The organism is Streptomyces sp. NBC_01445 (assembly GCF_035918235.1).
In the GTDB taxonomy this organism is placed as follows: Bacteria; Actinomycetota; Actinomycetes; order Streptomycetales; family Streptomycetaceae; genus Streptomyces.
Map to the genome: position 1 here is coordinate 5079820 of NZ_CP109485.1, position 15545 is coordinate 5095364.

Sequence of the window (15545 nt, forward strand, 5' to 3'; positions counted from 1 at the left end):
GTCATCTGGGGCGGCGTGCGTGAGGGCGCGGGAGGGCGGGCGGCTTTCCGCGGCGTCCGCGAGCGGCGGACTGAAGTCACTGGCGGCGGGCACCAGCCGTACGAGCCGGGCGCCGCTCCAGAGGCGAACTGTCAGCGAAGGGTCACGGCGGGCAGGCGGCGGCGCTGAGCATCATGGGCATCCGCTCGCTCGCTCTCTCTCCTGCCGGCATCGGTCTTCGGTCTTCGCCGGGGGCGCCATCGGCCCCGACACGGCAGAAGGTGCGGGACGTAGCCCGCACCCTGGAAGCCAATTCTACGGCGCGTTCTCAGCGCGGTTTCCGGCTCTGCACCGAGGCCGACGTCGCACGCCGCCCCACCGCTCTCCCTGCCCCTCCCCCGGAGGGCCCTGAGCCCGCTACCCCGCAGCGACCGCCCGGCCCTTCGGGCCATGTCCCGTCACAGCGGCGATCACAGCGGAAAGCGCCGAGGTCACGACCAGGCTCCCCACCATGACAAGCCCCACGCCGATCACGAAGAGGCCGCTCGCGTCGTCCGACCAGTCGTAGTACGCGGCCACGGTGAGACCGGCCGTGGGGCCGAGCACCGCGGCCACCGTGCAGCGCCGGGATGCCGCCCAGTACACCGGTGGCAGCAGGGTCAGTACGAGGCCGATCACCTGCCACGTCTCGTACGGGCCGGTCGTCGAGCCGTCGGGGTGCACGTCACGTTGCTGGTCCCAGCCCAGCCAGCCGGCCCACGCCGCCAGTGCCACCGCGGCCGGCGCGATGACCGCCAGCAGTTGGAACATTCGCTTCGGCAGTCGCTCATTCGTATCCATGGGCCAAGGGTTTCGCCTCACGCCACAACGGCCCAGAGCGCTGGTACTCACCTGTGACCGAGTACCGAATACCGAGTACAACCGGCACGCGGCCGCCACCTCCCCGAAACTCCCCGGCAGCCCCCTCAGCCCCTGACAGGTCCTGTCAGTCCCTGTCAGCCGCCTGTCCGCCGTCTGCCAGCGGCGCTCGGCATCGTCGTAGTCACCGAGAACGACGACAGCGAAACCGCGGGCTGTCGCGGCGGGACGCCAGGGCGCGGGCCGCCGAGCTGCTGGAGCAGTTCGAGCTCACCGCTGCCGCCACCCGCCCCATCAGCACCTTCTCGGGAGGCATGCGCCGCAGGCTGGACCTCGCGGCGAGCCTCGTCGGGCGGCCGCAGGTGCTGTATCTGGACGAGCCGACCACCGGCCTCGACCCGCACGCCCGCCAGGAGGTCTGGGGCGTGGTCCGGCGCCTCGTCGCGGACGGCGCCACCGTGCTGCTCACCACGCAGTATCTGGAGGAGGCCGATCAACTCGCCGACGGAATCGCCGTGTTCGACCACGGACGCGTGGTCGCCGAGGGCCGGCCGGACGAGCTCAAGCGGCGGGTCGGCGGCCAGACGCTCCAGGTCCGCCCGACCGTCCTCGCCGATCTCGGCCAAGTCGGCCTGATTCTCGCCGAGTTGACCGGCACCGCCCCCGTCCACGACGCGAACACCGGCCTGCTCACCGAACCCGGCAGAGCGACTCGCACAAGTCCCGCCTCCCCCATGTCCCGCCCCTGGCCCGCGTGCGGAGAGGCCGGTGGCGTACAGATCTACCACGCGCCCGATCGCCCGCACCGGGACGGGCGATTCCGTACGACTTCGGTACGCCTCTCGGGTGGGCGGGCCGTCACGCCCGTTTCCCCCGGCACCCGACGGCCGTTGCTGAAGGCATGATCTCCACACGACGTGTTCTCGCCGCGGTCGCTCTGGCCGCCGGCGCCTCCGCTCTCGCCATGCCCGCGGCCGAGGCCGCTCCCGTAGGTCCCCTCGGCAACATGAAGCCGATCAGCCTCGACGACCTCACCACCAGCGGCATTCCGGCCGAGCACAGGGCCGAGATCCCCACGATGAACGAGCAGCTCGGCGGCCTGAACCGGCTGAACGAACTGCACCAGGTCACCGACCTGGTGGCGCCGGTGACGGGGCTTCTGCCGTCGGTGAGCTAGCGAAGCCGGCAAGCAGAAGCCGGTAAGCAAAAAACGGGCACAGAAAAGCGGGGGCAACCGGAATCCGGTTGCCCCCGCTTTCGTGGCTGCTAGTTGTTGCTGACGCCGTTGGCGGCGAGGACCGGGATGTCGTTCAGGATGTGCGAGAGCGGCTCGTCGCCCTTCGCCTGGGTGGAGTTCTCGACACACTGCTGGTTCTGCGGGGCCGACAGGACCGGGATGTCCTGGACGGCGATCGGCACGAGGCCGACCAGCGAACCGACGTTGGCCTTGGCCGGCAGACCGACGCAGGGCTTGTTGAGCGAGCCCTGGACGAGCCCGAGCTGTGGGCTCATGCTCCCGTACGTCGAGGAGTTGCCGAACGCCTGCACGGCGTTGTTGCCGCTGTTCGACGTGGTGCCCGTGTCGTCCCCGACGGCGAGGGCCTGGGGGGCGGCGACTGCCGACATACCAGCGACGGAGGCAGCGATGGCCGCGGTTGCCCACAGTTTCTTCATGGTGAATCCCTTCAATCGGCGGGCTCCGGTCACGGAGCCGCATGGTCATCAACTGAGCCGGGCTGATGCGGTTTCGCGGTGCAACCCGATTGGCCCAGCGCACTTACGGTCAGGAACAGCCCAGCGTGTTCCCGCGCACCGCCGTCTCGACCCCGATGCGCGGGGGGTCAAAGGGCTGCACGGTGGAGTTGCGCGGAGTGAGGGTCCGGTCCTGGTTGAGCGTGGCGAACGTCTTCTCCGCCGCCGTCTCGTCCCACTCCAGCGTCGTGCCGACGCCTTCGATGACCGGGTTGATCCCGGCGATGGGCACGACGGTGAACTCGGTCTGCGTGGCGGGCAGCCGGCTGAGCGCGCTGCTGAGGGAGCCGAGCTCCTCCGGTGTGAACCCCTGGTCGACCTTTGTGGCACCGAGCACCGTCCGCGCCAGGCCGATCGCCCTGCCCGGATCGGCGAGGATCCCGCCGGTGGCGAGTCTGTGCATGACACTGATCAGGAAACGGTGCTGGCGCTGGATCCGCCCCAGGTCGGCGCTTGCGTCCACATGCCGCGAGCGGACGTACTGCAAGGCCTGACCGCCCCCGAGGCGGTGCCGACCGGGCCGGAGGTCGAGCTTCGTGGCCGAGTCGGACAGCCGCCTCGGGGTGCAGACGTCCACCCCCTCGACCGCGTTCACGCTGTCGATGGACCGCCTGAAGTCGATCTGCAGATAGTGGTCGACCCTGAGGTTCGTCATGGCCTCCACCGTGCGGACCGAGAGCGCGGGACCGCCCTCCGCGAAGGCCGCGTTGATCTTCGCGGGATGGGCGGGGAACTGCTCCCCGGTGCCCGGGTCCCGGTGCGGGGATCTGCGCCAACGAGTCCCTGGGGAGGCTGACCACGCTGACCTCGTCACGCCGCTGCGAGACATGGATCAGCATCAGCGAATCGGTGCAGCCGCAGGCGACGCCACCGGCGTGGAACTTCTTCTTCTCCTGGCTCGAGAAGGCGTCCCGGCCGTCCGTCCCCATGAGCAGAATATTTGTGCCGGGGCCCTCGGCAGGCCGCTTCACGGCGCCGCTGAACGCATCGACCCGCTGAATCCTGTCCGGCAGAGCGGAAACGGAATTGCCCGCCACGGAAACCGCCGTAGCGAGAAGTGCGCCCAGGGCTGCCGCGCCCAGGCAGACATTTCTCCGACGGCTCATTCGTGAAGGGCGTTTCGTCACCTGATTCGCTCCACAGCAGAGGGACAGCTCTGACGGCACCGTATGCCAGCCGCCGAATAGGTTGAACGGTGACCACCCCGCGCGCCGCCGGGAAGTAACTCTTTCGCCCTAAAGAGAACTGTTTCGACTTCCGGAGAAGATGGAACAGAGAGCCATAGATCGCCACGAGGAAGGCGAAGTGCTGTGCCGGAGAACAAGAACCGCCGACCACCCAAGGGCTTTATTCCGCAGAGCCGGGAGTCGCCCGAATACCGAATCGACGAACCCCTTTACGGGGCGCTGTTCGACAACTGGAGGCAGCGGGGCAGAACGCTTCCCGGGCAGCCCGACCGGGAGTGGGACGAGATCGCCGCCCGGGACATCTGGCCCCGCGACGGCCAGGGCCGTTGGGCCGCCGGACAGGCGGACGACCCAACGGAATGAGGCCGCGGCTCAGTCGTTGGCCGTGCCGTTGGCCGACAGGACCGGGATGTCCTCGAGGATGTGCGAGAGCGGCTCGTCGCCCTTGGCCTGCGTGGAGTTCTCGACACACTGCTGGTTCTGCGGGGCCGACAGGATCGGGACGTCCTGGACGGCGATCGGCACGGCGCCGACGAGCGAACCGACGTTGGCCTTGGCCGGCAGGCCGATGCAGGGCTTGTTGAGCGAGCCCTGGATGAGCGCCATCTGCGGGCTCATGCTGCCGTACGTGGCGGAGTTGCCGTAGGCCTGCGCGGCACCGACGCCGCTCGTGGACGTGGTGCCACCGTCGTTGTCGATCGCCATGGCCTGGGGGGCTGCGACCGCCGAGATACCGGCGACCGAGGCGGCGACTGCTGCAGCCGCCATGACCTTCTTCATCATGATGAATTCCCTTCTCGTTGCCCCCGACCCGGGAGCCACCTGCCCAACTCCGATTTACGCACATGGTTGTCCGGGTTCACTCTGACGGGTTCACCCGGGCGTTGCCGAATAAATGACTATCAGCAGATCACTATCTGCACGTGCAGCCCGACCGAGTGAAGTGCCGCAACCATTGCAGCCGAGGCCCTGTTGTCCGGGCAGCGTTAACTGGCGTCTGTGCGAAAAGGAACTGGAAATGCTTAAGAAGGCAATGGCAGCGGCTGCGGTCGCCGTTTCGGTCGTCGGCGTCTCGGCTGCGGCCGCCCCTCAGGCTCTGGCCCTCGGTGACGACGGCAGCACGACGTCCACGAGCGGCGTCGGTGCCGCGCAGGCGTTCGGCAACTCCACGACCGACGGTGCCCAGAGCCCGCAGCTCGGCGCGGTCCAGGGCTCGCTGAACAAGCCCTGCATCGGTCTGCCGGTCAAGGGCAACGTGGGCCCGCTGTTCGGTCTGCTGGTGCCGGTCGCCGTCCAGGACGTCTCGGTCCTGTCGGCACCGCAGAACCAGCAGTGCGCGGAGAACTCCACGCAGGCCAAGGGCGACGAGCCGCTCTCGCACATCGTGGACGGCGTCCCGGTCCTGTCCGCGAACGGCGAGCAGAACGGCTGATCCACCAGCCCCGGGAACCCGGGCCGCCCGCCTTCTCCGGCGCGGCGGCCCGGTCTTCTTTGCTTTGAGAGCCACTTCTTTAACGCGGACGGCTCAGTTCCCTTCCGCCTCACGGCTCGTTTTCACACCGAGGCAATGACCTCAGTAATGAACGACGCGAGAAGGGTAAGAGAGTGAATCTCAAGAAGAGCGCGACGATCCTCGCCGGCGCTGTGCTGGCCCTGGGCATGGCCGCTCCGGCGTTCGCCGACACGGGTGCCGAGGGTGCCGCGGTCGGTTCGCCGGGTGTCATCTCCGGCAACGTGGTGCAGGTCCCGGTCGACGTCCCGGTCAACCTGTGCGGCGACACCGTCGACGTGATCGGCGTTCTGAACCCGGCGCTCGGCAACGGCTGCGCCAACGACGACTGACTGACGCCGCGGCCGTCGGGCCGCGGCTCCGCCGGCCTTGGACACATCTCGTACTCCAAGGCCGGCTTTCATCTGCGAGCAGGAAGACAACTTGATGCGACAGGCCCTGAACTTGGGAATGGTCGCGGCAGCGGCCGCGACGAGCATTCTGTCCCTGCCGGGCTCCAGTGCGTTCGCCGCGTCGGGCGCAGACGGGCAGGCGGCGGGCTCCCCCGGCATTCTGTCGGGCAACACGGTCCAAGCCCCCCTGGACATCCCGGTGAACGCGTGCGGCAACACGGTCGACGTCGTCGCCGCACTCAATCCGACCTTCGGCAACTCCTGTGAGAACAGGGGGAGTTCGCAGCCGCCGTCCGTTCGCGGAGGCGGCTCCGACCGGGCCGTCGGCGGAGCTTCCCACGGGACCGGGGACGGCGGATACCGCGGCGGTGACAGCAGGTCCGAGGGCGGTGCGCACGCCGAGAGTGACGCGCACGGGTCGCCCGGCATCCTGTCGGGCAACTCCGTACAGGCTCCGGTGCACATTCCCGTGAACGCGTGCGGGAACTCCGGGAACGTGGTCGGTGCGGCCAACCCCGCGACGGGCAACCACTGTTCCTCCGGAGTGGCCACCCCGGAGGAGATCTCCGAGGTGCCTCCGCCGCCCGTGCGTGCCGTCGAGCCGCCGGCCCCGGTGCAGCCCCCGGCCCCGGTGCAGCCGCCGGCGACGCAGCGTCTGACTCCCCCGGACGTGACGGCGCCCGTGCCGCACGCCCATGTCACGGGCGGGCACACGCAGTTGGCGGAGACCGGGACGGATCAGGATCTGCTGGCCGCCGCGGCGGCGAGTGCGGGGCTGCTGATCGGCGGCGGGATCCTCTACCGGCGGGGACGTGCCGCCGCCCGGTGAGGTGATCGCCCTACGCCAGGCCGGGAAGAGCCGACGTTCATGCTCTTCCCGGCCGGCGGACAGGGCCGTTCAACCGCTTGCTGCCTACCCACGGCGTAATCGCCGGCGGCTGACGGGGAAGACAGCCGGCCCGTCTCACAACCGGGCCAGTCCACCACCGGGCGGCCGCCGCTGCGGAACCGATTCACCCGTTCGCCCGCACCGTCACTCCAAAGGACGCCACGGGCGCGAACGCACCCGCGGCGGTCCCGGTCACCTGTCCGACCGTTCAGCGGTCGGCCGTCGCCGGCGGGGCGCGCGCCGACCTGCTGCCCGGCAGCGCGAGGCCGCCCGAGGGGCGCCCGCCGCGCAGTCGCCGCCGGACCCCGTCCGCGAGATGCGGCACGCTGGACGACGCGCCGTCCACGAAGCGCATCGAGGGGCCCCAATCCGCCGCCGTCATCAGGCCCGCGAGGAACACCCCCCGGCCTGCGGGACTCGAGGCCTGAGCCGACGCGGGGCGTCGCCTGCGCGCCCGCGCCGAGTCCGGCCCGCAGCGCGGGCGCGAGCATCCCCATGCGGCCGCGGGACGCCCGGAACCCGGTCGCCGCGATGACGTGATCCGTCTCGATCGGCGGCACGCCCACACCGGACCAGGAGGTAGCAGGTGAGGAGTTCCTCCCGCAGCCTCCGGGTCACCGCAATGGCTCCCTCGTCGTCCATGGGAATGAGGACGGCCGGTCCCGCGACGCTCGCCGGGACCCGGCGCAGTCTGGCGCCGATCTCTCCAGGGAGGCATCCGGGCCCGGCGGCGGATGCTCCCCGCGGGGAACGCCGGTGTCGGGCACGCGGGGGCCTCCTTCCTGGTGATAGCCCGAACGGGCGACGAGAGAGGCGTGCCTGCCGGTCCCCAGTTGGCGCAATGCCCATTCGTGTGACTCAGTGTCAGCAATGAAGGAAGTGCGGCACGAGGAGTAGGCATGTCCCCACAACGCCGAAGGACCCTGAGCCGGCGCATCCCCTTGATGACGGCCGGGATCTTCGCGTCAGCGGTGATCGCGGCCGGTTCCGTCTCCGCCGCACCCGCCGGGACCCCCGCACCGGCACCGGTCGACGAGCCCGCCCCGACGACGGCACCCGCGCCAGGCGGTGTGAAGGATGCTCCGGGGGACACCTCGACGTTCCCCGCGTTCGGCGCCTACCTCGACTACGGGCCCAGAGGCGTGCAGCGCATGGGGCAGCTCAGCAAGTGGCTCGGCGGCTCCGAACTGCGCGTCGGGCACACCTACCTGCCGGGCGACCGGTGGAGCAACATCGAGGGGGCCCCCGGGTTCCTGGAGGACTGGGCGCAATGGCGGCGCGAGCGGGACGACCGGCTCTTCGTGCTCAACGTGCCGATGCTGGAGCGCAACGAGGAGCGCGTTTCCGACACGGAGGTCCGCTCGCTCCTCGCGCAGGGCGCGGCCGGCGACTTCGACGAGCACTTCCGGCGCCTCGCCCAGCGCCTCGTCGACCTCAAGGTCCCGGACACGGTGCTCGTGCCCGGCTGGGAGATGAACGGCACGACGTACACGCACCGGTGCGGGCCCGATCCGGAGGCATGGAAGACGTACTGGAAGCGGATCGTCACCACGATGCGGTCGGTGCCGGGGCAGAAGTTTCGCTTCGACTTCACGCCGACCCGTGGGCTCGACGCCGTGCCCTGGACCAAGTGCTATCCGGGCGACGACGTCGTCGACGTGATCGGCATGGACTCGTACGACCAGCCCGAGGGCAAGTCGTTCTCCGAGCAGGTCTCCGAGCCGTACGGGCTTCAGGAGCACGTCGACTTCGCCAAGGCGCACAACAAGGCCATCTCGTACCCGGAGTGGGGCCTGTTCCGTAACGGGGACAACCCGGAGTACATGCGGCGCATGATCGGGTGGATCGACCGGTACAAGCCTCTCTACAACACGATCACGGACTACTGCCCGCACGGTGTGTGGCAGTGCGACGACAACCCCCAGTCGTCGCTGGTCTACCGCTCGATGCTCTCCGGCCGCCTGGAGCCGTCGGTGCCGTCGGTGCCTGAGCCGACCCAGCCCACGCAGCCCGAGACACCCCAGACACCCCAGACACCCGAGACGCCGCAGACGCCGCAGACGCCGCCGGTCAAGCCTCCGGTGACCCCGCCCGACTGCGCGCCGCTCAGCCTCGGCGACTGGGTGGAGTACTGGCTCGGCGGGAAGCTGTGCCTGCGGTTCGACTGGTGGTCGCGGCGCTCCTGACGCGCCGCAGTCCCGGTCGGTGGCGACGGGGTCGTTACGACGCGTCGCCACCCCGGGCCTTCCACGCGTGCAGCGCTCTCTTGCCGAGGCGGCGCGCCGTCACGTCGCCGACGGCGAGGGCGAGCCCCGCCGCCGTGCCGGGTCGGGCCAGTACGAAACGCTGGTTGACGACGCTGTGGGGACGCCAGTGGTGCTTGTACGGCTCGTCGCCGCGCAGCAGGCTCAGGGAGCCGGACGCGCGCTCCTGGACGTGCTCACTGCACGAGCGCAGCAGCATCGTGGCGACGTCGGCCTTGCGTTCACGCAGGCCCGGATGGGCGCCGTACAGATATCCGCCGGTCAGGCACGAGGACAGGAGGGTCAGGTCGGCGGCGAGGACCGTCTCGTCGATACGGAACTCGGTCACGATCGCGTCGCCCGACCTGGCCATGAGGGAGACCGAGCGGGTGAGGTGCTCGGAGAAGCGCGGCCTGAGGTGTTCCGTCGTCACCTTGCGCCCCTCCCACTGGAGTTGGTGCAGTTCGACCAGGCGGCGCACCGAGCCGTCGATCTGGTCCGGCGGCACGACGCGGCGCTCGATCCCGAGGGCGTCCAGCTTGCGCACCTTGGCGCGGGCACGCTGCGCGCGGGCCCGCGGCAGCCGGCCCACGATGTCGTCCATCGGTACGGGCGGCAGCTCCAGGCAGAGCGAGTCGTCGAGGCGGCGCCTTGGCCCCGGCCACTGGTCGTAGAGAGCCTCGACGGCGCTTCCCGGGCGGGCCTCACGGAAGTCGATCACGTGGGTGCGGGCGAGCCGCCACAGTGCGTCGCCCAGCGCGCGGACCCGGCCGCCCTCACCGTCACCGTCATCGTCGACGAGGACGTCGCAGAAGTCGGAGATGCTCCCGCCCAGCGGCACCAGTACCGGCAGGGGCCGCCACCGCCGCATCAGCGGCGCCGCGGCGACGAGCCGGCCTCCGTCCCGGACCAGGACCACGCACAGGCCATGCCCGGACCCGTACGAGAGCCACCACGAGTGCAGCCAGGCATGGCTCTGGAACGGGGTGGCGGCGCGCGACCTGCGGTACAGCGCCTCCCACTGCGGGCCCAGCGAGCCGAACCGGACGCCGTCGGTGCACACCTCGGCCGACAGGTCCCCGCCCCCGGGCCGCATCAGACGCTCCCCTGCAGGTCCGCGGCCGCCGCGGGCCCGGGGACGGTCGCCGCCGTCTCCGCCGGCTCGCGCCGGGGACGGACCAGCATCGCGAGCCCGCCGAGGAGGCCGCCCGCACTGGCGCCCACGAGCGCGGTCACCTTGGGGGACGCCGACGACGGCGCGGTGGGCTTCACCGCGCGCGAGAACTGGAGGAGCTTCACCTTGGTGCCGGCCTGCGTGCGGTTGGCGTCGGCGGTCAGCGCCAGCGCCACCGCGTTGGCCATGTCGGCGGCCTTGCGCGGCTGCGCCGACGTCGCCGACACCGCGACCATCGGCGCGTCCGGTGAGGTCTCGGCCCGCACGCTGGCCTGGAGCACCTTCACGGGCACGCCCGCCCGCACCTGGGCGTCGCCGAGGACCGCGATCTGGGTGGCTACGCGGCCGTAGGCCTGGGCGAAGCCGAGCGCGGTCGACGGGTCGGACATCTCGTCCGGCACCGCGATCACATAGCTCGTGGCGGAGTACTGCGGCGTCTTCAGCACGCCGTACAGGCCGCCCGCGAGGCCGCCGAGGAGGACCCCGGCCACGATCAGCGGCCACAGGGGGAGGCGCTTCACGCGGCCGGCCGGCCGGGCGAGGGGACCGGCCGGGCTGACCCGCCGGTGAGGAGCATCGGTCATCACTTACTCACTCTCGAACTCTCGAATCCGAACCGCCCAGGACCGCCTCGTACAGCCGCAGGTGCTGTTCGGCGCTTCGGGCGATGCTGTAGTGGCGGGCTGCCGGGGACGGGGTGCGGCCGGAGGGCCGGGCCGCCACGATCCGCAGCGCCTGCCGTGCGAACGACTCCGGGTCGCCGGGGACGCGGACGGCCGTGGACTCCAGGTGCGGCGGCAGGTCCTCGACCGCCGGGCAGCTGACGTAGAGGACGGGCAGCCCGGAGGCGAGCGCCTCCACGACGGCGAGGCCGAACGCCTCGCCGTCCGACGGGGAGCCGAGCAGGTCCATCGCGCTCATGAGGGCCGGCAGATCGGGGTCGCCGACGCGGCCCGACGGCGAGGCGTAGGGGCGCTCCCCGGCGAACACGACGCGGCGCACGACGCCCACTTCCTGGGCGAGCCTGCGCAGCCGCTCCTCCTCGGGCCCGTTCCCGACGAGCAGAAGCCTTACGTAGTCCGGCAGTTGAGCCAGCGCCCGTACGAGGACGTCGAAGCGCTTGCCGGGGACGAGGCGGCCGACTCCGCCGATGACGAAGTCGTCCCGGTGCAGGCCGAGCAGGTGGCGGGTGGCGTCCCGTAGCGCCGGGTCGTGTGCGAAGCGGTCGACGTCGATGCCGTTGGGCACGACGTGGATACGGTGCTGGGGCACCCCCCACCGCGCGAGGCGCTCGGCCACCGAAGGGGAGACCGCCAGAGTGGCCTGCCCCACCCGCTCGCCCGCCAGATAGAGCGCGCGGACACCGGCCGAGAGCGGACGCCCCTCCATCCGGCTCTCCCCCAGCGAGTGCTCGGTGGCGACCACGGCGCGGACCCCGGCGAGGCGCGCGGCGAAGCGGCCGTAGACGCAGGCGCGGTACAGGTGGGTGTGCACGAGGTCGTAGCCGCCCTCGCGCACGAACCTGGTGAGCCGGGGCAGGGCGCCCAGGTCGCGGTTCCCGGTCATGCCGAGGTGCACGACGCGGACGCCGTCGGCGGTCAGGCCGCGGGCGACGGTGCCCGGGTTGGTCAGGGTCACCACGTCGCTGTGGACGGGCAGATGGCGCAGCAGGAGCCGCAGCTGCTGTTCGGCACCCCCGGTCCCGAGGCCGGTGATGACGTGCAGGGTTCTCATGTACGGGCCTCCGGCGCGGGGGACGGGCGACGGCGCAGGCGGTGCAGGCGCAGCTTCAGTTCGAGGCGCCAGGCCGCGTCCTCCTGGCCGACGTGGACGCGCGGCAGGGCGAATTCGCCGGTGAGGTCGCCCGGCGAGATGGCGCAGGCGTAGCGGTATCCGGCGCGGCGGACGGCGTCCGCGACACGGCGGTCGACGGTGCCGTAGGGGTAGCAGAAGCCGGGGACCTCGCGTCCGGTGAGTTCCTCGAGGCGTCTTCGGCTGTCCTCGGTCTCCGCGCGCAGGACGCGGTCGTCGACGTGGGTGAGGTCGACGTGGGTCAGGCCGTGCGAGCCGATCTCGATGCCCGCGGACGCGGCGGTCCGGATGCCGCGCTCCGACAGGAGCGGCTTGCGCGGGCCCAGCGGGTCCCACTCGTTGACGCCGTCGAGGCGGCCGGGCAGGACGAACAGCGTCGCGCCGCAGCCGTAGTGGCGAAGCAGCGGCAAGGCGTTGTCGACGAAGTCGCAGTAGCCGTCGTCGAAGGTGAGCCCCACCAGGCCGCGGTCCGTGCCGAGCGCGCGGGCCTCCAGGAGCGCCGCCACGCCCACCCCGCGCAGCCCGCGCCTGCGCAGCCGGCGGAGCTGTTCGTGGAGGCGCTCGGGGGAGACGGTGACGCGGTACGGGTCGTCTCGGCAGTCGTCCACGGAGTGGTACATCGCAATCCACATCGGCCGCTCGGGGAGCAGCCGGCGGGTGCGGTCCGGGAGCCACGGCCGTGCGCGCGGAACGGTTCTTGTCCCGGTGCGTCCTGTGTCATCGGTGCGTCCTGCGTCAACGGGCATGCCGGAGCTTTCTGGTCGCGGAGCGGACAACGGGAACGAGGGGCGCGAGGGACTCGGCCCTCAGCGCCCACAGGAGGACGACGAACACGGCCGCCACGGCGAGACACCCGGCCCCGCCCGCCGCGAGCGGCGACGTGAAGGAGGCCGCAGCCATCAGCCCCGCCACCGTCGCGCCCGCGGCGGCGAGCAGCGGCTTGCCCATCTCGGCCAGGACCTTGGAGACGTCGACGGGGACGCTGCGCCGGTCCATCCCGGCAAGGAGGAGTACGGCGGTGAGGGTGATCCCGAAGGCGTTGGCACCCGCGATGCCCCGTACGCCCCACAGGTCGACCGTCCGGGCGCCCACGCCGGCGGTGGCGGCCATGCCCACGGCCATCGCACCCACCGGGTACCAGGTGGGGCGGCCCGCCGAGAAGTAGGAGCGGACCAGGGCGCCCACCATGGAGTGGCCGAGGAGGCCGAGGGCGTACACGCGCATGACCGAGGCCGTGGCGGCGGTGTCGGCGGCGGTGAACGCGCCGCGCTGGAACAGGACTTGGATGATCTGCGGGGCGCAGGCGAAGATCGCGGCGGCGCCGACGAGGACCACGCAGGCGGCGAGGCCGAGGTCGCGCTCGATGCGGGCGCGGGCCGCCGCGACGTCGCCGCGCGCCACTGCCTGCGCCACCACCGGGAACGTGACGGTGCACAGCATCAGGGAGAACGACATCGGCAGCTGGGCCACCTTCTGGGCGTAGTTCAGGTGCGAGATGGAGCCCGCGGCGAGCGACGACGCGAGGAAGCGCTCGATGAACACCTGCGACTGCTTGCACAGGGCGAAGGCCAGGACGGCGGCGATGAGCCCGAGGTGCATGGCCCGGACCTTGGCCGCGGTCTCGCCCCCGGGCTCGTCCGCGAGGTTCTCGCCGGCTTTCGCTGTGTTCAACCGCCTTTGAAAAGCAGGCAGTTGGACAGCCACCATCAGACAGCCGCCGACGGCCACCCCCATCGCGGCGGACCGCACGCCGAGGCGCGTCCCGCACACGAGCATCGTCGCGATGATGCCGATGTTGTACGCGACATAGATCGCGGCCGGTGGCAGATAGCAGCCGTGGGCCCGCAGCGCCGCGCTGCAGTATCCGGCCAGGCCGAACGTGAGGACACACGTGGCGGTCAACCGGGTGCAGTCGACGGCCAGTTGGGGGTCGGGCAGGCCGGGCGCCAGGACGTGTACGAGGAACGGCGCACCCGCGATCAGCAGCACGGTCGCGGCCAGGAACGCGAGGCCGAAGCGGGGCAGTGACGACGAGACGAGGGACCGTACGGGATCGGTGCCTCCGGCCTGCGCGCGGCGGGCGATGGCCGCGCTGAACGCGGGCACGAGCACGAACGCCAGGCCGTCCTCGATGAGGAGCGTGGAGGCGAACTCCGGGACCGTCCACGCGACCAGGAACGCGTCGGTCTCGCTGCCCGCGCCGAAGAGGTGCGCGAGGGACTGGTCGCGGCCGAGACCGAGGATCGACCCGGCGGCCGAGAGGACGGCCGTGAGCAGGGCGGCCCGCGCGAGGCGGCTGTTCGACGCTCCGGGGGATTCGGGGGCGGCCGGCTCGGCCCTGAGCTGGGCGGGCAGGCCCGCTGCCGTACGGGTGTCGCCGTCCGCGGTGGGGATGGTCACGGCGTCGCCGCCTCCTTCAGGAGCGCCTGCGGCGCCAGGCCCCACCAGGCGGCGAGGCCGATGACGAGGGCGGCCAGCACGGTCGATGGACCGCCGATGTCGGCGTACACGAAGTCCACGAGCTGCCAGCCGAGCAGGCCGCACGCGACGAGGCCGCAGTCCGGGCCTGGCCGGGTGCGCGCACCGCGGCCGAGGCGGCGCAGGGCGAGCAGCAGCAGGGCGATCCAGCCGCCCGCGAGGGCCATCAGGCCGATCAGGCCCTGCTCACTGAGGACGAGCAGATACATGTTGTGCGGGGACAGCAGCGGCTGGCGCTTGAACGCGGCGCCCGCGCCCGCCGTGTCGCTGCCCGAGGAGAGCGCGAGCGAGGCGTGGGTGTCGCGGTGGGCGGGGAACCCCTTGAGACCGACGCCCGTCGCCGGGTGCTCGCTCCACATGTCGACCGCCGCGGCCCACATCGTGTACCGGTCCGTGACGGACTGGTCGGGAGCGTCGGCGACCTGCGTGATGCTGCTCATGCGCTCCTGGAGGAGCTGCGTCCCGATGCCGAAGCCGCCCACCAGGACGACGGCGGCCGCCGCGGTCACGGCGAACAGGCGGACGGCGCGCCGCACCCCGGCGAGCAGCACCTGCGCGCCGCAGGCTACGACGGTCGCGATCCACGCACCCCGGCTGAAGGAGAGCGCGAGCGGCAGGAGCAGCGCGAGCGCGCACAGCAGGGCGGGGGTGCGCCAGGCGGCGGTACGGGCACCGAGGGCCAGGCCGACGGCGGCCACGAGCCCGTACGACACCACCGTCGCCATTCCCATGACGTCCGTGGGGCCGAAGGTGCCGACGGCGCGGATGTCCTCGCCCATGTACGAGGCGCCGGTCCCGGTCAGGTACTGGTGGATGCCGATGCCGCCCTGCCACAGGGCCAGCCCCACGAACGACCAGGCGAGCAGCCGGAAGTCACGGCGGTCGCGGACCAGGACGAGGACGGACACGGGGACGAGGACGAAGATCTGGCAGTAGCGGACCATGCCGACGAGCGCGGTCGACGACGAGTCGGCGCCCACCGCGGCGACGGCGATCCCGACGACGGGCATCCCGAGGAGGATCGCGGCGGTACGGGCCAGGGGGCGCTCGGCGCGACGCAGGGTGACGGCCACGCAGACGGCGACGACCAGGCCGGAGACCGCGTCCGCGAGACTGCCGCCCCCGGTTCCCGCCGAGCCGGGCGTCAGCGGGAGGCCGAGCACGGCGACCATCAGGACGACGGGGAGCACGGGGGCGTACCGGCCGAGGACGGCGACGAGCGCAGCGGCCGGGGCGGGGCGCACACCGGTCGGACCTGGAGCCGTACGCAG

Annotated in this window: 17 protein-coding genes and 1 pseudogene; 7 read left to right on the forward strand and 11 right to left on the reverse strand. The window is 71.7% G+C overall.

The genetic code is table 11. The annotated features are described in order from the left end of the window. Positions 1 to 396: 396 nt before the first annotated feature. On the reverse strand, positions 397 to 819 hold the full coding sequence (locus OG574_RS23180) for a hypothetical protein (RefSeq protein WP_326774770.1): 423 nt from the start codon (positions 817 to 819) through the stop codon (positions 397 to 399). 230 nt (positions 820 to 1049) lie between these two features. Between OG574_RS23180 and OG574_RS23185 the strand changes: the two are divergent. Next, positions 1050 to 1538: pseudogene (locus OG574_RS23185) on the forward strand (ATP-binding cassette domain-containing protein); the annotation flags it as partial. A 200-nt stretch (positions 1539 to 1738) separates the two neighbouring features. Further along, complete coding sequence (locus tag OG574_RS23190; protein ID WP_326774771.1) at positions 1739 to 2014, forward strand: hypothetical protein; 276 nt, start codon at positions 1739 to 1741, stop codon at positions 2012 to 2014. 89 nt (positions 2015 to 2103) lie between these two features. Here the strand turns inward: OG574_RS23190 and OG574_RS23195 are convergent, their stop codons facing one another. Together OG574_RS23195 and OG574_RS23200 are read right to left on the reverse strand one after the other, a co-directional pair. After that, complete coding sequence (locus tag OG574_RS23195) at positions 2104 to 2511, reverse strand: rodlin (RefSeq protein WP_326774772.1); 408 nt, start codon at positions 2509 to 2511, stop codon at positions 2104 to 2106. A 109-nt stretch (positions 2512 to 2620) separates the two neighbouring features. Further along, positions 2621 to 3418: an LCP family protein gene (locus OG574_RS23200; RefSeq protein ID WP_326774773.1), complete on the reverse strand. Its 798-nt coding sequence runs from the start codon at positions 3416 to 3418 to the stop codon at positions 2621 to 2623. Between the two features lie 481 nt (positions 3419 to 3899). Between OG574_RS23200 and OG574_RS23205 the strand changes: the two genes are divergently transcribed. After that, the gene (locus OG574_RS23205) at positions 3900 to 4139 is read left to right on the forward strand and encodes a hypothetical protein (RefSeq protein WP_326774774.1); all 240 of its coding nucleotides are present in this window, start codon (positions 3900 to 3902) and stop codon (positions 4137 to 4139) included. Between the two features lie 9 nt (positions 4140 to 4148). Here the strand turns inward: OG574_RS23205 and OG574_RS23210 are convergent, their stop codons facing one another. Next, entirely contained in the window at positions 4149 to 4559 is a 411-nt protein-coding gene (locus OG574_RS23210; RefSeq protein ID WP_326774775.1) for a rodlin, read from the reverse strand. Positions 4560 to 4794: 235 nt separating this feature from the next. Between OG574_RS23210 and OG574_RS23215 the strand changes: the two genes are divergently transcribed. The 3 genes from OG574_RS23215 (at position 4795) to OG574_RS23225 (ending at position 6507) form a co-directional block, all read left to right on the forward strand. Beyond that, a complete protein-coding gene (locus tag OG574_RS23215) occupies positions 4795 to 5208 on the forward strand; it encodes a rodlin (protein ID WP_326774776.1) in 414 nt (137 codons plus the stop codon). A gap of 227 nt (positions 5209 to 5435) precedes the next feature. After that, positions 5436 to 5618: a chaplin gene (locus OG574_RS23220; protein ID WP_326778585.1), complete on the forward strand. Its 183-nt coding sequence runs from the start codon at positions 5436 to 5438 to the stop codon at positions 5616 to 5618. Between the two features lie 94 nt (positions 5619 to 5712). After that, the gene (locus tag OG574_RS23225) at positions 5713 to 6507 is read left to right on the forward strand and encodes a chaplin (protein ID WP_326774777.1); all 795 of its coding nucleotides are present in this window, start codon (positions 5713 to 5715) and stop codon (positions 6505 to 6507) included. Positions 6508 to 6775: 268 nt separating this feature from the next. Here OG574_RS23225 and OG574_RS23230 read toward each other — a convergent pair whose 3' ends face one another. Next, complete coding sequence (locus OG574_RS23230) at positions 6776 to 6949, reverse strand: hypothetical protein (protein ID WP_326774778.1); 174 nt, start codon at positions 6947 to 6949, stop codon at positions 6776 to 6778. 517 nt (positions 6950 to 7466) lie between these two features. On the opposite strand from OG574_RS23230, the gene OG574_RS23235 reads away from it, so the two are divergent. Next, entirely contained in the window at positions 7467 to 8753 is a 1287-nt protein-coding gene (locus OG574_RS23235; protein ID WP_326774779.1) for a glycoside hydrolase family 26 protein, read from the forward strand. 34 nt (positions 8754 to 8787) lie between these two features. Here OG574_RS23235 and OG574_RS23240 read toward each other — a convergent pair whose 3' ends face one another. The 6 genes from OG574_RS23240 to OG574_RS23265 all read right to left on the reverse strand — a co-directional run bounded on the left by OG574_RS23240 (position 8788) and on the right by OG574_RS23265 (position 15446). Then, complete coding sequence (locus tag OG574_RS23240) at positions 8788 to 9906, reverse strand: GNAT family N-acetyltransferase (RefSeq protein WP_326774780.1); 1119 nt, start codon at positions 9904 to 9906, stop codon at positions 8788 to 8790. Beyond that, positions 9906 to 10568: a lipopolysaccharide biosynthesis protein gene (locus OG574_RS23245; RefSeq protein ID WP_326774781.1), complete on the reverse strand. Its 663-nt coding sequence runs from the start codon at positions 10566 to 10568 to the stop codon at positions 9906 to 9908. The genes OG574_RS23240 and OG574_RS23245 overlap by 1 nt, the downstream gene beginning before the upstream one ends. Positions 10569 to 10575: 7 nt before the next feature. After that, positions 10576 to 11718: a glycosyltransferase gene (locus OG574_RS23250; protein WP_326774782.1), complete on the reverse strand. Its 1143-nt coding sequence runs from the start codon at positions 11716 to 11718 to the stop codon at positions 10576 to 10578. Next, positions 11715 to 12416: a polysaccharide deacetylase family protein gene (locus tag OG574_RS23255; protein ID WP_442816933.1), complete on the reverse strand. Its 702-nt coding sequence runs from the start codon at positions 12414 to 12416 to the stop codon at positions 11715 to 11717. Before OG574_RS23255 ends, OG574_RS23250 begins: the two co-directional genes overlap by 4 nt. 115 nt (positions 12417 to 12531) lie before the next feature. Next, on the reverse strand, positions 12532 to 14196 hold the full coding sequence (gene murJ, locus OG574_RS23260; protein ID WP_326774783.1) for a murein biosynthesis integral membrane protein MurJ: 1665 nt from the start codon (positions 14194 to 14196) through the stop codon (positions 12532 to 12534). Continuing rightward, on the reverse strand, positions 14193 to 15446 hold the full coding sequence (locus OG574_RS23265) for an O-antigen ligase family protein (protein ID WP_326778587.1): 1254 nt from the start codon (positions 15444 to 15446) through the stop codon (positions 14193 to 14195). The genes murJ and OG574_RS23265 overlap by 4 nt, the downstream gene beginning before the upstream one ends. Positions 15447 to 15545 lie beyond the last annotated feature (99 nt).

Excerpts from the sequence above, each read along its gene's own strand:
- OG574_RS23180 (WP_326774770.1), bottom strand. The coding sequence starts at position 819 with ATGGATACGAATGAGCGACTGCCGAAGCGAATGTTCCAACTGCTGGCG.
- OG574_RS23190 (WP_326774771.1), top strand. The coding sequence starts at position 1,739 with ATGATCTCCACACGACGTGTTCTCGCCGCGGTCGCTCTGGCCGCCGGC.
- OG574_RS23195 (WP_326774772.1), bottom strand. The coding sequence starts at position 2,511 with ATGAAGAAACTGTGGGCAACCGCGGCCATCGCTGCCTCCGTCGCTGGT.
- OG574_RS23200 (WP_326774773.1), bottom strand. The coding sequence starts at position 3,418 with ATGTCTCGCAGCGGCGTGACGAGGTCAGCGTGGTCAGCCTCCCCAGGG.
- OG574_RS23210 (WP_326774775.1), bottom strand. The coding sequence starts at position 4,559 with ATGATGAAGAAGGTCATGGCGGCTGCAGCAGTCGCCGCCTCGGTCGCC.
- OG574_RS23215 (WP_326774776.1), top strand. The coding sequence starts at position 4,795 with ATGCTTAAGAAGGCAATGGCAGCGGCTGCGGTCGCCGTTTCGGTCGTC.
- OG574_RS23220 (WP_326778585.1), top strand. The coding sequence starts at position 5,436 with ATGGCCGCTCCGGCGTTCGCCGACACGGGTGCCGAGGGTGCCGCGGTC.
- OG574_RS23225 (WP_326774777.1), top strand. The coding sequence starts at position 5,713 with ATGCGACAGGCCCTGAACTTGGGAATGGTCGCGGCAGCGGCCGCGACG.
- OG574_RS23230 (WP_326774778.1), bottom strand. The coding sequence starts at position 6,949 with ATGACGGCGGCGGATTGGGGCCCCTCGATGCGCTTCGTGGACGGCGCG.
- OG574_RS23235 (WP_326774779.1), top strand. The coding sequence starts at position 7,467 with ATGTCCCCACAACGCCGAAGGACCCTGAGCCGGCGCATCCCCTTGATG.
- OG574_RS23240 (WP_326774780.1), bottom strand. The coding sequence starts at position 9,906 with ATGCGGCCCGGGGGCGGGGACCTGTCGGCCGAGGTGTGCACCGACGGC.
- OG574_RS23245 (WP_326774781.1), bottom strand. The coding sequence starts at position 10,568 with ATGACCGATGCTCCTCACCGGCGGGTCAGCCCGGCCGGTCCCCTCGCC.
- OG574_RS23250 (WP_326774782.1), bottom strand. The coding sequence starts at position 11,718 with ATGAGAACCCTGCACGTCATCACCGGCCTCGGGACCGGGGGTGCCGAA.
- OG574_RS23255 (WP_442816933.1), bottom strand. The coding sequence starts at position 12,416 with ATGTACCACTCCGTGGACGACTGCCGAGACGACCCGTACCGCGTCACC.
- OG574_RS23265 (WP_326778587.1), bottom strand. The coding sequence starts at position 15,446 with ATGGTCGCCGTGCTCGGCCTCCCGCTGACGCCCGGCTCGGCGGGAACC.